Source organism: Treponema sp. Marseille-Q4523, assembly GCF_016901105.1.
Lineage (GTDB): Bacteria > Spirochaetota > Spirochaetia > Treponematales > Treponemataceae > Treponema_D.
Genome location: NZ_JAFEVM010000046.1, coordinates 1 through 16,869, shown reverse-complemented (window position 1 = coordinate 16,869; position 16,869 = coordinate 1). Strand labels below are relative to the sequence as shown.

Sequence of the window (16,869 nt, the reverse complement as noted above, 5' to 3'; positions counted from 1 at the left end):
GTAGAAGGATGTAATAAGTCTTTATATAATTCACCTATAGGTAATACCTTTGACAAATCGTCTAACATTTTGTTATCTCCATATACTTATCTAATTACTATTTTCCCCCGCTCGGAGGGTACTTCTAACATCCTTTCGACCTTTCCTTATAATATCACAAAAACCTATGCTTTTCCATCTAAATTGCTGCGGATCAAAAAATCAGATCTTTCTACCATAACTGTTCACAAGAATAAATCAACAATCGGCTGATTAGGCCTATCTTCGCTAAACGGAGCAAAGAAAAATTACATCCTGTCTATAGGGCTTTGAATGCCTAGACCGCCGCGATTTAGGACATGGGTGTAAACCATAGTAGTTTTAACATCGCTGTGGCCGAGAAGCTCTTGGATAGTGCGGATATCGTAGCCGGCTTCAAGCAGGTGCGTTGCAAATGAGTGGCGGAAAGTGTGACAGCCGATTGGTTTTGGGATGTTGGACTTTAAAACAGCTTCATGCAGAGTACGCTGAATAACCGAAGGATCGATATGGTGGCGCCCTTGCTCGCCGGTTTCTTTGTTACGCCATCGGCGTGCTTGAGGAAACACCCACTGCCATACCCAAGTTTTGCCGGCATTGGGATATTTTTTTGCAAGAGCAAACGGAAGCGGCACCGAACCGAAACCGTCCTTGCAGTCTGCCTCATGAATACGCCGGACATTTTCCAAATGTTTTTGAAGCGGAAATTTAAGTGAAACAGGCAGTACGGTTTTACGGTCTTTCGCACCTTTTCCGCAGTGTACCGTAATTTCGTTTTTCCCAAAATCGATATCCTGAATTCTTAACCGCAAGGCTTCCATAAGCCGCATTCCGGTTCCGTAAAGCAAACGGATAAGAAGCCCGTAATCGTTTTCAGGCAAAAGAGAGAATATCTTTGCAGTTTCCTCACGGGTCATTACGGCAGGCAGCTTTTTAGGCTTTTTAGCACGGACTATATTTTCAGGAGTCTTTATAGTTAAGCCTAATATGTTTTTATATAGAAACAAAAGAGCCGCAAGAGCCTGATTTTGGCTTGAAGCGGCAGCCTTTTCCTTCACTGCAAGACAGTTCACAAAGGAATTTATTTCCGTATCAGAAAGAGTTTTAAGATTTTTATCCTCATGTTCTCGGATAAAGCGGCTTATCCAATAGCTGTAAGCCTCCATTGTACGCTTACTGTAGTGTTTGGCAGTAATAACTTCTTCCAACTTATTTAAAATACACTGAACATCGCTTGCAGTATCATTATTCCTTCTTTCATATGTCATTACCTCTATTAAATATAACAAACTATTGACAGGCTTCCACTATAGTTTGATTATATCACATCAAGGGATCTGTCCGCGATCGTAAAAGGGAATCTTCGTATAAAGTACCTTTTGCGGAAAGCAGAAAATTCCCGTGCACAATAACAAATCTCCCTATGTTAAATCCCCATATTGAGTACGCACGTTCTTTTTGTTATCATATACAATATCTTTTAAGAGGAAAATTATGATTACTTTAAAATTCGGCGGTACGTCGATGGAAAGCGCACGCCGCATCCTTTCATCCGCTGACATTATTATCTCTCGCGCGGAGAGCGGGCGTGTAAGCGTCGTCGTTTCCGCCGTCGCGGGTGTTTCAAATAAATTGCAGGAAAGCATCGATGCATGTGTAAGCGGTATGCATGCCGAAAATTTCGTTCACGAGCTGAAGGCGGTGCATTCTGATATCTGTGCCGAGCTTCAGTCGAAGCTTCCGTCTTTCGACGCCGCATCCGTCTTAAAAGAGATCGAGCCGATTTTCGAAGAATACGAAAAGTTATTGACCGGCTGCGTGTCTTTCGGCGAATGCCCGGGTACCGTTCACTGCCGCATCATGGGCATGGGAGAGCTTTTAAGCGCGCCGATCATGAAAGCGGTTTTGCTCGCAAAAGGGCAGAGCGTCATTTTGCTCGATTCGCGAAAATTCATCTTTACGACGGGCAATCACAGAGAAGGGGATCCCGACTACGCGAAGTGTGCCGAAGCGATGCTGCCGTACCGCGACGGAGAAAATCAATCGCAAACACGCATTTTATTGTTTCCGGGCTTTATCTGCTCTTGGATACGCGGTACCGGCTGCGCTCCCGTTCCGGGACTGCTCGGCAGAAACGGTTCCGATTTTTCCGCTTCGATCATCGCCGCATCGCTCGGTTCTTCGAAAGTGGAATTTTGGACGGACGTCGACGGCATCTATACTGCCGATCCGCGCGTTGTAAAAGACGCGATCCTCGTCGATGACATGAGCTACGAAGAAGCGCTCGAACTCGCGTTTTTCGGAAGCAAAGTGCTTCATCCGAAAACGATCGCGCCGCTTGCGGCAAAGGATATCGAAGCGTGGAGCAAAAACAGTCACCGTCCCGATGCCCGCGGTACGAGGATCGGACGCGGTCCTTTTGAAAGCGAAAAAAGAGTCGGAGATGTTCGCGGCATTTCGTGTTTGAAAAACACGGCGATGCTGAGCGTGAGCGGAACGAATATGCGCGGAAGAACCGGTATGGCAAGCAGAATCTTTGCCGCCGTTTCCCGCGCATCGATTTCGATTTTGCTCATCACGCAGTCGTCGTCGGAATATACGATTTCGTTTTGCATCCGCGATACGGAAGCCGACCGCGCCCTCGATGCGTTGAAAGCGGAATTCGAACTGGAAATAAGCGACGGCGTCATCAATCCGATCGAAGTGGAAAAAAACTGCGCAATCGTTTCGATCGTCGGCGATAATATGATTCAAAAGCGCGGAGTGGCATCACGGTTTTTTTCCGCGCTCGCTTCTCAAGACGTCAATATCATTGCGATCGCGCAAGGTTCGTCGGAGCGCTGTACGTCCTGTGTCGTGCTCGGCGAATACGGAGACACGGCCGTCCGCGCCGCTCACCGCTTCTTTTTCAACACGGCGCAGACTATCGAAGTGTTTGTGTTCGGTGCCGGTACGATCGGCGGCGCGCTCATCGACCAAATCCGCGACCAGAGGGAAAAGCTGCTTTCGGAAAACGTCGATATCCGCGTCATGGCGATTTCGACGGTCGACGGAATGTTCGTCGAAGCCGACGGTATAGACCTTACGTCGTGGCGGGAAAAAATAAAAGAAATGCCGCAGAAGTCGAGCGTCGATGAAATTATTAAATTCGTTAAAGAGACGAAACCGCTCAATCCCGTGTTTGTCGACTGCACCGCTTCCTACGATTTGCCGGAACGCTACGTCGATCTGTTCAAGGCGGGGCTTTCGGTCGTAACGCCGAACAAGCGGGCGAACTCGATGAAGATCGATTATTATCGCGAGCTGCGGAAAATCGCAAACGGTATGAGGCGCCGCTTTCTCTACGAAGCGAACGTCGGCGCGGGGCTTCCCATCATCGACACGCTGCAGAATTTATTTAAAAGCGGAGATAAGCTTACGGGCTTTACGGGCATCATGTCGGGATCTCTTTCGTATATTTTCGGACGGCTCGACGAAGACGTGCCGTTCAGCAAAGCGGTACAAGAAGCGAAAGAGCTCCGCTTTACCGAGCCCGATCCGCGCGACGATTTGAACGGTATGGACGTCGCCCGAAAAGCGCTCATTATCGCGAGAGAGGCGGGGGCTGCGATCGAACTCGACGATGTCAAAATCAATAAAGTGTTTCCCGATTCTTTCGATTCGTCGGGTACGGTCGAAGAGTTTATGAAAAAGCTCGAAGAAGTCGACGGCTATTTTCATAAAAAGATCGCCGATCTTCGAAAAGAAGGCAAAGTGCTCCGCATGGGCGCGTCGATTAAAGACGGCACCTATACCGTCGGTATGCTCGAAGTCGGCAAAGACGATCCGCTCTACGGCGTAAAGGGCGGGGAAAACGCTTTCGTATTTCACACCGAACGCTACCAGCCGATTCCGCTCACCGTGCGCGGTTACGGAGCGGGTGCGGGCGTGACGGCGGCGGGTGTTTTCGGAGATATTTTGCGCACGGTAAGTTTTAATCCCGAAAAGTAGAGAGGGCTGTCTCAAAATCGGCGGAGGCGCGCTATGGTTATCGTTTTAAAAAAGAATATTTCCGAAGACGACAGAAAAAAGCTCGCGCTCTTTCTCGCGCAAAACGATTTTAAGACGAATGAAATCGTCGGAGAAGAAGCGACGATCATCGCCGCCGTCGGCAAACTCAAAGTCGATCCGCGTGAAGTCGAAATACTTTCCGGCGTCGAGCGCGTCATCCCGATTTCAAAACCGTACAAGATGGCCAGCCGCGAGTTTAAGCCCGAAAACACCGTCGTCGAAATCCTTTCAAACCGCGGTCAAGTTGTCAAAGTCGGCGGCATGCGCATCACGGCGATCGCAGGTCCCTGTGCCGTCGAATCGAGAGAGCAGATGATGTGTGCGGCCGAAAGCGTTGCAAAAAGCGGAGCGGCCATGCTGCGGGGCGGCGCCTATAAACCGCGCACTTCTCCGTATTCGTTTCAAGGCTTGGGCGAAGAAGGTTTGAAATTATTAAAAGAAGCAGGCGATGCGTACGGTATGCCGGTCGTAACCGAAGTCGTCGCGTCGGAGTACATTCCCGTTATGGAAGCTCACGGCGTCGACGTGTACCAAGTCGGCGCGCGCAATATGCAAAACTTCGAATTGTTAAAGCGGCTCGGAAAAATCGATAAGCCGGTGATTTTAAAGCGCGGGCTTTCAGCGACGATCGAAGAGTGGCTTATGTCCGCGGAATACCTGCTTTCGTCGGGCTGCAAAAACGTGATTTTGTGCGAACGCGGTATCCGCACGTACGAGCGGGCGACGCGCAATACGCTCGATCTTTCGGCGATCCCCATTTTGCGGAGTATGACGCATCTTCCGATCATCGTCGATCCGAGCCATGCCCTCGGCATCCGCGATAAAGTGTCGCCCATGGCCCTTGCAGCCGTCGCCGCAGGAGCCGACGGGATCATCGTGGAAGTGCACTGCAATCCCGATAAAGCGCTTTCCGACGGAGCGCAGTCGCTGTATCCTGAACAGTTCGATAAACTCATGCGCGACATAGAAGCGCTTTCGCCCGTCGTCGGAAAATCGCTCGTGCGTGTAAGGAACGCGGAAAAAAAGAGCGAAGAGTCCGGGCAAAAAAAATCGCACGAGGGCGTCGTATGCGCGTTCAGCGGAAAGCGGGGCGCCTATGCGGAGCAGGCGATATCGCGTTATTTCGACGGGGATGCGGCTTCTCTTTCGGTCGATTCGTTCCGCGAAATTTTTCAAAAGGTCGCAAGTGGAGAAGCGGATTACGGCATGGTGCCGATCGAAAATACGCTTGCGGGTTCGGTGTACGAAAACTACGATAACTTGACGCAGTTTGAAGATGTAAGCATCGTCGGTGCGGTGCTGCTTCGCATTCAGCATTCGCTGCTCGGCGTCAAAGGCGCGTCGCTCGATTCGATAAAAACGGTGTATTCGCATCCGCAGGCGCTCAGTCAGTGTTCGAAATTTCTTCTGCGCTATAATTGGAGTAAAATCGAATGCGTTTCTACGGCGACGGCTGCAAGCGAAGTTGCCGAGCTCGCGTCGAAAGAAAACGCTGCGATCGCAAGCGCCGTCAACGCCGATTATTATAATCTTGAAGTGCTCAAAGATTCGATCGAAGACGACGCGGCAAATTATACGCGCTTTGTCGTCATTGCCCCGAATCACTTTGTCGATTCGAACGGCGGGAAGCGGACGGCCGATAAAAATTATAAAGCGTGGAACGCAAAGCCGAATACTGCATCGTTTATGTTCAGCGTAAAAAACGAACCGGGCGCGCTGTGTACTTGTCTCGGCGTATTTCGCTTGTCCCGTCTCAATTTGACGCGGCTCGAATCGCGTCCGATTCACGGCGAGCCGTGGCGTTATCGTTTTTACGCGGACGCGGAGCTTCCTGAAGACGAGCGCGATGCCGCTTCGTACGTCGACGGTGTGATGACCGCGCTCAAAGCGGAAGCCGAAGACGTGCGGCTCCTCGGCATTTACGCCGAAAGCAGAAAAAAGATATAGGCGCGGCAATGAGGTTTGTATGAAAAATTACGTGATATCGATTCTCGTGGAAAATCATGCGGGCGTTTTGAGCCGCGTATCGGGGCTTTTTTCCAGGCGCGGTTACAACATCGATTCTCTTACCGTGTGCGCGACCGAAAATCCCGAACAGTCGCGCATGACGATCGTCGTAAAGGGCGACGAATACATCCTCGATCAAATCGAAAAGCAGCTTGCAAAGCTCGTCGAAGTGATTTCGATTCAGCACTGCGATCCTGCGAAAACCTGCGAACGCGAAATGGCTCTCATCAAAGTAAAGGCCGGTGCGGAAAACAGGGCGGCGATCATCGGAACCTGCGATATCTTTCGCGCGCACATCGTCGACGTAAGCACGGGATCCGTGATCATCGAAGCGACCGGCAGTGAAGAAAAAATCGCAAGCCTCATCGCCCTCCTCGAACCTTACGGCATCCTCGAATTTGCCAAAACGGGATTGAACGCGATGGGGCGCGGCGAGGACGTTTTAAAATAATCATGCACGGCTTCGAACCGCTTCCGGGAACGGAAAATGCCTGCGCAAAAAGATCCGGCAAAAAGATCCGGCGAGTGCTCGGCATCGATCCGGGACTTGCATCGACGGGATTCGGCGTGGTCGATTATAAAGACGGCCGCTACCGTATGGTAAGCTACGGCGTCATAGAAACCGCTGCCCGCACTCCGCACGGCGAACGCCTTTTGGCGCTGTACGCACGGCTCTGTTCGATCATCGAAGAATTCTCTCCCGGAGAAGCGGCGATGGAAAAACTGTATTTTGCGCGCAATACGTCTTCCGCGATGGGAGTTGCCGAAGCGCGGGGGGTCGTAACGCTGTGCATCGCTCAGCACGGCATTTCACTCGGAGAATATACACCCAATCAAATCAAACAGGCGGTGACGGGGACGGCCGCAGCGGACAAGGCTCTCGTCGAAAAATACGTAAAACTCCTCCTGGCGCTCGAAGCCGAACCGAAGCCCGATCACGCGGCCGATGCGCTCGCGGGCGCGCTCACGCATTTGCACTATGCAAATGTTTTGTGATATAGTGATCTCATGTTCAACAGCCTTACCGGCACGATTACCGGAAAATCTCAAAATACGGTTTCGATCGATACGCACGGCATCGAGTGGATGCTCACCGTACCCGGTTCTTCGCTCGATGCGCTTCCCCGCGTCGGAGAAGAGGGCAGGATATTTACCTATCTCGTGCATAGCCAAGATATCATGTCGCTCTACGGTTTTGCGTCGGACGAAGAGCGCTCTCTTTTTTTCGACCTTTTAAAAGTCGACGGCATCGGACCGAAGGCTGCGGTAAAGATTCTGACGAATATCGCGGGAAGCGATCTCGTTTCGGCTCTCGACAAGGGAGACGTTTCCGTGCTCGAGCGGATTCCGGGTATCGGAAAAAAGACCGCGGCGAAAATGCTGCTTGCACTCAAAGGCAAACTGACCATTCCGGGCGCCCCCGATACCCGCCGCGTAAGCGCAAATCCCTTTGACGCGGTCGTCGCATCTCTCGTATCTATGGGCTATGAACGAAAGATATGCGAAGGTGCGGTCGCATCTTCGGCTTCGAATCTTTCAAAGACGGACGGCTGGGACGCGAAAAAACAAACCGAAAAAGAGGATGCGGTGTTCCGCCGTGCCCTCACGGAGCTTGCACAATGAGCGGAAAACGCAAAATACGCACCGACGCTGAAATGCACGATGAAAATGCCGTACTTGCCCCGTCCCTTTCCGCTCCAGAGGATTTTTCCCGCATCGTCCGCGCCGATTTTTCAGGTGAAGAGGACGCACAGGAAAACAAACTCCGCCCTCAGCTTTTAAACGAATTTCTCGGACAGGAGACGACGAAAAAAAATCTTTCGGTCTTTATCGCCGCGGCGCGGAACCGGGAAGAAGCGCTCGATCACCTCTTTTTGATCGGTCCGCCGGGTCTCGGCAAAACGACGCTCGCTCAGATCACCGCGCACGAACTCGGTGCGGATTTTAAGATAACCTCTGCACCCGCGCTCGACAAACCCAAAGACCTCGTCGGCATCCTTTCGACGATTACGCCGCGGACGGTATTTTTTATCGATGAAATCCATCGGCTCAAGCCCGCGATCGAAGAAATGCTCTACATCGCGATGGAAGACTTCGAACTCGACTGGGTGATCGGACAAGGAGCGGCAGCCCGCACGGTACGCATTCCGATTCCGCCGTTTACGCTTGTCGGAGCGACGACGCGGGCGGGCAGCGTGTCGACGCCTCTTGTCAGCCGCTTCGGCATCATCGAACACTTGAATTATTATACGGGCGAAGAGCTCGCTTCGATCATTCACCGTTCCGCGAAACTGCTTTCCGTTTCGGTCGATGACGATGCGGCCTTTCTCATCGCATCGTGTTCGCGCGGAACGCCCCGCGTCGCAAACCGCGTGCTCAAGCGTATGCGCGATTTTGCGCAAGTGGACGGACGCGGCAGGATCACAAAGGATATCGTCGAAGCCGGTCTTTCACGCCTCGAAATCGACAGTCTCGGCCTTGAGCGTTACGACAGAACGATTTTGCGTTCGGTTATCGAAAACTTCGGCGGCGGGCCGGTCGGAGCGGAAACGCTTGCGATATCCGTCGGAGAATCGCTCGATACCCTCGTCGATTACTATGAACCCTATCTCATTCAATGCGGACTTTTGCAGCGGACAAACAGGGGACGACTTGCGACTGAAAAAGCGTACAAACATCTCGGCATCGAAGGAGCGATTCGTCATGAAAACGACGGACTTTTATTTTGATCTGCCGGAAGAACTTGTAGCGCAGCACCCGTCGGGTATACGGGGCGAAGATAAACTCATGCTCCTCGATAAGAAGAGCGGCAGCGTTTCGCATTTCGATATGCGCGATCTTCCCGACTTGCTTGAGCCCGGCACTCTTGCCGTCTTTAACGATTCCCGAGTCCGCCGCGCTCGCGTGTTCGGCGTAAAAGAGACGACCGGCCGCGAATGCGAGTTTATGTTTTTACATCAAATCGATGAAAAAGGCTTTCTGTGGCGCACGATGGTAAAGGGCGCAAAAAAACAAAAGCTCGGTATGCGTTACGCGTTTCCGGACGGCGTTTTCGGCGTTATCGAGGGAGAAGATGCCGGAACGGAATTCCGCAATCTCAAGTTTGACAATCCGATTTCCGAAAGCTGGTTTGAAAAAAACGGTCACATACCGCTTCCTCCTTATATCAGGCGAGGCGATACGGCTTCCGATGCGGAGCGCTATCAAAACGTGTATGCAAAGACGACCGGGAGCGCAGCTTGTCCGACTGCCGGCCTTCACTTTACCGAAGACATGCTTTCGCGCCTGAAAGAGAAGGGGATCGATATCGCGTGGGTGACGCTCCACGTCGGGCTCGGAACTTTTTTGCCCGTGCGCGAAAGCGAAATCGAAAAGCATAAAATGCACGAAGAATCGTACACTGTCCCCGACCTTACCGCGCAAAAGATCAACGATGCAAAACGGAGCGGGAGACGCGTGCTTGCCGTCGGAACGACGTCCGTGCGTACGCTCGAATCTTCATGCGACGAAAACGGTTTTGTAAAAGCGGGGTCGGGGAGTACGCATATTTTTATGTATCCCGGTTTTCGATTTAAAGTTGCGGACGAACTTTTTACGAATTTTCACACGCCCGAATCGACGCTCATCATGCTTGTGAGCGCTTTTGCGGGACGCGAACATATTTTAAACGCGTATAAAATCGCCGTAGAAAAACGCTACCGCTTTTTCAGCTACGGAGACGCGATGCTGATCCGCTGACGCCTCACTCGCTGAGCTCTTTTAAGCCTTTCATTTCGCGTTCGAGGAAGACCGATAATATCGTCCGTAAAAGCACGATGCCGCCGAGCGTCAAAAGTTCGATGAGTGCGGGGTTTAAAATCGTCTTTATGATATCGGCTGCGATGAGGAGTTCGAGACCGAGCAAAAGATAGACGCCCAAATCCGAACGGATGACCATGATCGTGCGAAGCTTTTCTTTGCCGCGGAAGTGTATCACTTCTCCTTTGATGAACTGCACGACGGCGATGAGCGCACCGTAGATGACGACGGCGATGCTTATGACGCTTATAACAAATTCGATGTGTTCGAGAATCGGATACAGAATCTCTTTCATGGCAATCTCCTTTAATTTTGCAAAATATTTCGACAGGCAAAAGCGTCAGTGCGTTCCGCCCTTGCTTTTTAGCATGTCTTTTATTAATTTTTTTTCTGCTGCATCCGCTTCGTAATCGCTTTATGTCAGCTGTTCGAGCGAATAGCGCGTCAAATTGACAAACTGCGTCCGTAAAATCGGATTGTACGGAACGTCTTTTGCCGCAGCATCGAATTGCGAAGCGGCCGTGTCCGTAAAGAGCGAGAGGTCTTTTGCCGCAAGCGGCAAGCGCGTTCCGATGAGGCGGTTTTCAAGTTCGATACAGCGGAACGTCACCGCACCCGAAAACGCGAGTTTGATATTCGTTATCATATTTTTTTCGTTGTCTGCAAGAAACGTAAACGAAGCGCTTGTCTCGGTGATTTTGCGGTCTGCTCCGAGACGGCGGAACACCGTTACGTCCCAATCGCCGAGGGGTATGCGGATATTCGATAAAATCGAGCCGCGCGGTATGCCGGTAAAATTGAGGAGCGGCACATAGACGGTGTCGAGCGCGCTTTTCAATTCGAGCCGGGCATCGAGGGCGAGGAGGGGGGCGTAAAGCGTACGCCGTATTCCTCCTGCACAGATATTGCCGCCGAGTGTCGCGATGTTCCGCACAAAGGGGTTTGCGATACTTTTGACCGCTTCGGTAAGCGCTTCGGGAACCCGCGCACTTGCGAGGGAGAGGATATCCGAGAGTACGACGGCGGGTCCGCAGTCGAGATAGCGTTCGTGCATCTCTACGGAAGCAAGCTCGGAGATGCCGTGAACGGAAATCGCTTTTTGGGGCGTACGCTCAAGGGTTGTGCAGCCGCCGACAACTTCGAGACCCGATACCGATGTGAGCTGGTAAAACAATTCGCTTATCGTTTTTGCAAAGAAAAACGTGTGGTCGCTATTTTGCATTTTTTTGCGCTCCCATACGCTGCACTTTAAAATCGAAGGCGTAAAGGATACCGTCGACGAGCATATCGGTGTTCGTGCAGCACGGCGAAAGCTGCGAAACCTGTTCCGCGATCATCCTTCTTGCAGGTTTCACGGCGGTGTTCAAAACAGTCCGCGCCGCAAATATCTTTCCCGCGTTGCAATAGCCGCACAGCCTGATGCCCGCTTTATTGAATCCCTTTGCGATATCCTCGTAATCTTCGGTCTTTGAAAAGGCATCGAGCGTTACGATGTCGGCATCCCGCGCGAGGGCTGCGGGAACGATGCAGCTCGGAACGGCTTTACCGTCGAGACAGACGGTACACGCGCCGCAGACGCCCTCTTCGCAGCCGCACTTTGCCGAAAGGCGGCCGTTTCTCCTCAGCACGTTTATCAATTTTTCGTAGGGAAATGCTTCGAGTACGGTTTTTTCGCCGTCGAGCGTTACGGGTATTTTCATGCGCTTTCTCCGGAAAGATTTTGTGTTTTGGAATGCATCGTTTCGGCGCTGCACGGCAGTTCCCGTATGGAAAAGCCGATCGCCTGTGAAAGAGCTGCCGAAAAGGCTGCGGGAACAATGCTGTGCACGAGGTTTCCGATTTGAGAGGGGGGAGCGTCGGACTGTACGAACGAAATATGCACGCTGTCGCACGAGATCGTCTCTCCCTTGACGAGCTGTACGAGTTCCTGTTGGATCGCGATACGTATCGTGTTTTCGGCGGCGCGCAATTCGAACACGTGTCCGCAGTCGATCGTTATCCATATACCTTTGATGCGCTCTTTGTAGGTGTAGGGATCGAGTTCGATTTCGACGACGGCGCATCCGAACGAACTTGCGTAAAAGGGTACGCCGCAAAAATTTTCTTTGTTCCACAGCTTTTTGATCGAGGGAGGCAAACCTTTTTTTACGGTGATCGGGAGAGACGCCTTTGCCGTTTTCTTTTTTTCGAGTTCGGTACAGCACTGGTGTAAAAGCTGCGTCGTAATGCTCAAGCTGCCGTAGATGCTGTTCGGCGTCGGCAAATCGCTTCCTCCCTGTTCGTCAGGCGATATCGTTACGGCCGACGGCGGCACTTTGAGCAGGGAAGACACGAGCTTTGTCCAAATATCCGAAATCGTCGAAGAGGGGACGGGGGAGTGAATCGTCACCGTTCCGTCTTCTTCGAGCGTCACCGATACCTTTTGTTTTTCCGTAACGAGATCGTTGTTCAAATAGCCCGAACCGCCGAAGGCGCAAGCCATGCCGATACCGCGTATCGGCAGCGCAAAAAAAGTATCGAGCGGATCGGACTTTTCGACCGTGTCGATTTTAAATGCGGCGTATTTGCGGTTATAATCGCTTATTTTGACGGCGTTCGCGATTACAGCTTCCGTTTTACCCGTGCGGAACGTAAAGGGCATCGCGCTTTCTTTGGAAGACGTGCGCATATTTTTTATGCGGAATTCGGACGGCAGTATGTTGGCGCGTTCGGCTATTTGCTGCACGTGGTTTTCGATCGCAAAAAACGCCTGCGCGTCGATGATATCGGCGAATACGGATGTCGGAGAAGAAGGCGAGGTCGCGGCTTTCGCGCTTATAAAAATGTTGGGGATATCGTATACGCCGCACGAAGCGATCGCGAGGCGATCGACGATTTCCTGTGCGAAGGGATTACAGTATCCGACGTCGGCTTCGATCGAAATCTTTGTCGCCAGTATATCGCCTTCTTTCGAAACGGCGCTCTCGCACGTGATGGAAGCGGCGACTCCGGGCTTCATAAAAGTTTTGTGTTCTTCGCGGGAGAGCGAAAGTTTTACCGGTTTTCCCGTCAAATATGCGGCGAGAGAAGCTTGGATGACGAGCGTCGCGTTCCTCCACATACCGTTCGCATCGTGTCCCGACGTGTTCGTTCCCTTTATGACGATGCGGTCTTCTGCGATTTTGAGTGCGGAAGAGACTGCGTTTTTGAGATAGATCGGCCACTGCGTCGGCGCAAAGATCGTGAGTGTGCCGTTTTCCATAAAGCAAAACGCGCCGTTCGTTTCGGGCCACGACGGCTGCACGATGTTTTGTATCCAGGTACCCGACACGGTATGATCGGCATTTTTGAACAATGCTTTCGCTTTGCCTTCCGAGAGAAAGCAGCCCGTTTTCACCGTGCGCTCGGCGACGACTTCGCGCGCTCTATGCGTACGCTCGGAAAGAGCTTCGCTCTCTTTTTCAAGTGCGTCATCGCCTCCTTTTGCAAGCGGAACGGAGGTATCCGCCGGATCGTCGATGTGCATCGCGTGGGCGATTTTTAAAAGCTTTTTCGAGTCGCTCTTTTCTTTCGGCAGCGTCACCGCAGGCAGCGCATAGCCCTTTGCGACCGATCTCAGCGCCGACTCGACCGTCGCGCTGTCGAAGGCTATTTCGATTTTACTCGTGAGCTCGTACACGGTCTCTTCGTCCGGTCCGACGATGATACCGACGGGTTCTCCGAAATACGAAACACGCTCGGTACAGAATATGGGCGTGTCGGATGCGAGCGTGCGCATCGCATTTTTTCCGGGAATGTCGCGCGCGGTAAAAAACGCATAACCTTCGGGAAGAGCGGGAACGGATATGCCGACGATCGTGCCGGACGACACGGGGCCTCTCACGAGCGCGCCGTAAAGCATGTCGGGTTTCGTGCAGTCGGTATAGTATTCGTGGACGACGAGCGGCTCTTTTTTCCCTTTTTTGTCGCTTTTCTTTTTCACTTTTTCAGGCATGGTGTGCCGCTCCTATGGATCCGACCGCTTCGATCACGCTGTCCGTCATATCGCTTGTCATACCGGGCCACAGCGGAAGCGAAATCGTCGATGCGAAACGTTTTTGCGCATTCGGAAAATGAGATGCACGGAATTCGGGATACAATTTTTTCCAATACGTAAAATGAAAGAGAGGTATAAAGTGCACCGAAACGCCGATGCCGCGCGACTGCAGTTCTTTTGCAAAGTCGTCGCGGGAAATCGTGAGCGCATCCGGTTTTATACGCATGAGGTAGAGATGCCATGCGTTTCCCTCTCCGTCGGGAGGGACTTCGATAAAGTCGAGTTTTGAAAACGCATCGTTGTATTTTTTTACAACAGCTTTCCGCGCTTCCGAAAACGCGCGGGCTTTTTTCAACTGTTCGATGCCGAGCGCGGCGAGGATGTCGGGCAAATTGAATTTCCAGCCGCATTCGGCGATGTCGTATTCCCACGAAGCGCGGGGGGATGTATAGCGATCCCATGCGGCTCTGTCCATGCCGTGCATACGCATGAGCGCGATGCGCTTTGCAAGCTTTTCATCGCGCACGCATACCATACCGCCTTCGCCCGTCGTTATCGTTTTTGTCGCGTAAAACGAAAATACGCCCGCATCTCCGATCGTTCCCGCGTAACCGAGCTTTGTCGGAGAAGGGAAAGAGTGCGCCGCATCTTCTATGACGCGGACATCGTACGCTTTTGCAAGGGCGCATATTTTTTCCATACGGCACACGTTTCCGGCGATGTGTACCGGTACGATCGCTTTTACGCGTTTTCCGTTTTCGCTTTGCAATATGGCTTCGATGTTTTGTACGTCGATATTGTACGAATCTTTTTCGATGTCGGCAAAAAATACGTCCGCTCCCAAATGCCGCGCGCACGCAGCGGTCGATACGAACGTGTAGGGCGTCGTGATCACGGCACTTCCCTTTGTAACGCCGCACGCATCCATCGCGAGGATCATGCCGCTCGTATTGCTGTTTACGGCAAAGCTTTGCACGTTTTGCACATCGAGCGAAAGCGCTTCTCTTGTATCCCGGACGTCGTTTTCCGTGTCGTTCATCATGTCGGAAAAATCGCTTTCAAAACGCAGCGCGTATTTTCCCGTCGTAAGCCAGCCGCTTTTAAGCACTTCGAGCACCGCCCGCTCTTCTTCGATGCCTATAGCGGGACGGGAAAAAGGAACGTGTATGTCAGCCACGGTTTGCCTCCGCGTAAAAGGCTTTGAGAGAAGGGACGTCTTCGGAAAGTAGGGACACGAGATATTGTTTGTTGCGGTATTTCTCTTCTTCGCCCGAAGTGCGGAAACACACGGGATGGAGCTTTTCAAGGAGAGAGCGCAAGTGTGCTTCGGCGTACGGCGTGTTTTTCAATCGCATGATTTTTTTGTACGAAGTTTTTTGCGCTTCTTCTTCGGGAAGCCGTAAGGGTTCGATAGCCCGCTCTCCTTTTCTCGCTCCGGTAAATACGATGTCGATGTCTTTGTACGGTTCGAAACCGCTGAAACGGATGATCTGTTCGGCAAGCTCCGTTATCTTTACGGGCTGTCCCATATCGAGGAGGTAGGACGAACCGTTTTCGCCGACGCCGCCCGTACGCAAGACGAGGGAGCACGCTTCGGGTATCGTCATAAAATAGCGCTCCATCGCTTTGTCGGTGACGGTAACGGGGCCTCCGTTTTTGATTTGTTCCATAAAGAGCGGTAAAATGGAACCGCGCGAGCCGAGCACGTTGCCGAAGCGGACGAACATAAACGATGTTCCGTCGCGCGCTTTATCGGCATAGGAGAGTACGAGTTTTTCGCACAACATTTTCGACACGCCGTAGACGGAAACGGGACTGACGGCTTTGTCGGTCGAAACGAGTACGAAGCGGCGGACGCTGTGAGCGATGCACGCATCGAGAAGATTTTTCGTGCCGAATACGTTGTTTTCGATCGCGGCGACGGGATTTTCTTCCATAAGCGGAACGTGTTTATAAGCTGCGCAGTGAAAGACGACGTCGCATTTCGTGTGTGAAATGATGTAGTCGACATAGTCTTTGTCTTTCATATCGCCGATGATAGGCACGACCGTCGCTTTTTCGCCGACGCCTTCTTTTTGCAAAAGGTGCAATTCACGGTCTATTTGATAGATGGAATTTTCGCCGTGTCCGAAAAGGTACAAACGTTCGGCTCCTCCCGACAAAAGCTGACGTGAAAGCTCCGAGCCGATGGAACCTCCGGCTCCCGTAATGCATACGCGCTTTCCTCGCAAGTACGAAAGACTTTCTTTCAGCGAAATGGTTACGGGCGTGCGTCCGAGTATGTCCAGAGGATCGATGTCGCGCGCCTGTACCAAATGCGCCGTACCGTTTACGATCTGGCTCACGCTTGGAAGAATTTTGATATGCTTAAAGCCGCCCGATTTGAGCGTTTCGTAAATTTCTTTTATCCGTTCGACGCTTGCGCTCGGGATCGCGATGATCGCTTCGTCACTGTCGGTACAGCGCAATATCTTTGCGATGTCGGCGACGGGACCGAACACCGGAATGCCGTCGAACTCCTGCCCGATGAGCGATTTGTCATCGTCGAGAAAGGCTGCGACTTTGCCGAATATTTTTTTGCGCTTGATGTCCGAAGCGATGGAGATGCCTGCAAACCCCGCGCCGATTATGTACAAATGCTTGTCGGATCTGTTCACGGTTTTTGATTATAGCACAGCCGCCCGTGTTTTACAATTCGACGTTCGATAAACGCGCCTTTCCAGGGCTTACGCATGAGAATCTATATTTCTCAAAAAATAACCATTACCGTAAAAAATCGGCTGCACTCCCGGCAGCAGCCCTGCCGTTCGCCGCGGCAGACCGTGATTGGAATCGGACTGCGCGAACTTTTTTACCAAAAAGTTCGCTTGCCATCGGTCTGAGCGGCTCGGCGGCATTGCCACTGCCTCGCGTTCCGCCGTTTTTATTTTATATTATGTCTCTTTTCTGTGTATACTTTTTTCATGCGTAATCCCTGCCCG

14 protein-coding genes are annotated in these 16,869 nt (G+C 52.0%); 7 read left to right on the top strand and 7 right to left on the bottom strand.

The features are described from left to right. Positions 1-287: 287 nt before the first annotated feature. Positions 288-1,286: an integron integrase gene (locus JSQ97_RS11575; protein WP_205076196.1), complete on the bottom strand. Its 999-nt coding sequence runs from the start codon at positions 1,284-1,286 to the stop codon at positions 288-290. A gap of 226 nt (positions 1,287-1,512) precedes the next feature. Here JSQ97_RS11575 and thrA point away from each other — a divergent pair, with 226 nt between their 5' ends. From thrA to queA, 7 genes are read left to right on the top strand one after another with little or no spacing between them, the layout of a single operon-like run. Continuing rightward, on the top strand, positions 1,513-4,008 hold the full coding sequence (gene thrA / locus JSQ97_RS11570; RefSeq protein WP_205076195.1) for a bifunctional aspartate kinase/homoserine dehydrogenase I: 2,496 nt from the start codon (positions 1,513-1,515) through the stop codon (positions 4,006-4,008). 33 nt (positions 4,009-4,041) lie between these two features. Next, positions 4,042-6,015, top strand: a complete 1,974-nt coding sequence (gene aroF / locus JSQ97_RS11565) for a 3-deoxy-7-phosphoheptulonate synthase (protein WP_205076194.1) — start codon at positions 4,042-4,044, stop codon at positions 6,013-6,015. Between the two features lie 19 nt (positions 6,016-6,034). Next, a complete protein-coding gene (ilvN, locus tag JSQ97_RS11560; protein WP_021331315.1) occupies positions 6,035-6,526 on the top strand; it encodes an acetolactate synthase small subunit in 492 nt (163 codons plus the stop codon). 2 nt (positions 6,527-6,528) lie between these two features. After that, a complete protein-coding gene (ruvC, locus tag JSQ97_RS11555) occupies positions 6,529-7,071 on the top strand; it encodes a crossover junction endodeoxyribonuclease RuvC (RefSeq protein ID WP_205076193.1) in 543 nt (180 codons plus the stop codon). A gap of 12 nt (positions 7,072-7,083) precedes the next feature. Continuing rightward, positions 7,084-7,698, top strand: coding sequence for a Holliday junction branch migration protein RuvA (ruvA, locus tag JSQ97_RS11550; protein ID WP_205076192.1), 615 nt, complete (start codon positions 7,084-7,086; stop codon positions 7,696-7,698). A 32-nt stretch (positions 7,699-7,730) separates the two neighbouring features. Continuing rightward, complete coding sequence (ruvB, locus tag JSQ97_RS11545) at positions 7,731-8,804, top strand: Holliday junction branch migration DNA helicase RuvB (RefSeq protein WP_239447120.1); 1,074 nt, start codon at positions 7,731-7,733, stop codon at positions 8,802-8,804. Next, entirely contained in the window at positions 8,779-9,813 is a 1,035-nt protein-coding gene (gene queA, locus JSQ97_RS11540; protein WP_205076191.1) for a tRNA preQ1(34) S-adenosylmethionine ribosyltransferase-isomerase QueA, read from the top strand. Before ruvB ends, queA begins: the two co-directional genes overlap by 26 nt. A 4-nt stretch (positions 9,814-9,817) precedes the next feature. Here queA and JSQ97_RS11535 read toward each other — a convergent pair whose 3' ends face one another. The 6 genes from JSQ97_RS11535 to JSQ97_RS11510 form a co-directional block, all read right to left on the bottom strand. After that, positions 9,818-10,168, bottom strand: a complete 351-nt coding sequence (locus tag JSQ97_RS11535) for a DUF1622 domain-containing protein (RefSeq protein ID WP_205076190.1) — start codon at positions 10,166-10,168, stop codon at positions 9,818-9,820. 120 nt (positions 10,169-10,288) lie between these two features. Further along, positions 10,289-11,095: an FAD binding domain-containing protein gene (locus JSQ97_RS11530; RefSeq protein WP_205076189.1), complete on the bottom strand. Its 807-nt coding sequence runs from the start codon at positions 11,093-11,095 to the stop codon at positions 10,289-10,291. Beyond that, positions 11,085-11,573, bottom strand: coding sequence for a (2Fe-2S)-binding protein (locus JSQ97_RS11525; protein ID WP_187384444.1), 489 nt, complete (start codon positions 11,571-11,573; stop codon positions 11,085-11,087). The genes JSQ97_RS11530 and JSQ97_RS11525 overlap by 11 nt, the downstream gene beginning before the upstream one ends. After that, on the bottom strand, positions 11,570-13,846 hold the full coding sequence (locus JSQ97_RS11520; protein WP_205076188.1) for a xanthine dehydrogenase family protein molybdopterin-binding subunit: 2,277 nt from the start codon (positions 13,844-13,846) through the stop codon (positions 11,570-11,572). Before JSQ97_RS11520 ends, JSQ97_RS11525 begins: the two co-directional genes overlap by 4 nt. Further along, entirely contained in the window at positions 13,839-15,065 is a 1,227-nt protein-coding gene (locus JSQ97_RS11515) for a DegT/DnrJ/EryC1/StrS family aminotransferase (protein ID WP_205076187.1), read from the bottom strand. Before JSQ97_RS11515 ends, JSQ97_RS11520 begins: the two co-directional genes overlap by 8 nt. Then, positions 15,058-16,545: a polysaccharide biosynthesis protein gene (locus JSQ97_RS11510; protein ID WP_205076186.1), complete on the bottom strand. Its 1,488-nt coding sequence runs from the start codon at positions 16,543-16,545 to the stop codon at positions 15,058-15,060. Before JSQ97_RS11510 ends, JSQ97_RS11515 begins: the two co-directional genes overlap by 8 nt. Positions 16,546-16,869 lie beyond the last annotated feature (324 nt).